This is a genomic window from Rahnella bonaserana (assembly GCF_019049675.1).
Lineage (GTDB): Bacteria > Pseudomonadota > Gammaproteobacteria > Enterobacterales > Enterobacteriaceae > Rahnella > Rahnella bonaserana.
Genome location: NZ_JAFMOW010000018.1, coordinates 1 through 348 on the forward strand (window position 1 = coordinate 1; position 348 = coordinate 348).

General features: G+C 48.6%; 1 protein-coding gene. It reads left to right on the plus strand.

Going from position 1 to position 348, the window contains the following annotated elements:
- A partial coding sequence (locus J1778_RS00075) for a DUF3304 domain-containing protein (protein ID WP_217171490.1) occupies positions 1-348 on the plus strand: 348 nt, incomplete at both ends.

Sequence of the window (348 nt, forward strand, 5' to 3'; positions counted from 1 at the left end):
CGGTGACATTAATTATTCACAGCGAAATTGACCGGCCTATTTTGGGGTTTAGTGTGAATGGCGTAGCGGGATCCAATGCGTCTGCACACGGCGGTGGGGGCGCAACCTGTTGTGGCAGTATCAGCGGGAAGACGGCGGAAGTTGTCTGGACTCTTGATATAACGCATGAACAATATCTTAAGGGTATGCGTCTCGAAAAACGACGTGTGGTTATGCCTATCCCCGAACGCAAATGGGAAGAAAATTATCTGCACGTTTATTTTCTTCCTGCAGATAACGTCCGTTTGTGGTGGGGAACCGGATTTATTCATCCGAAGGCTGAAGAACTCCCAGATGCAGTAAACGGTA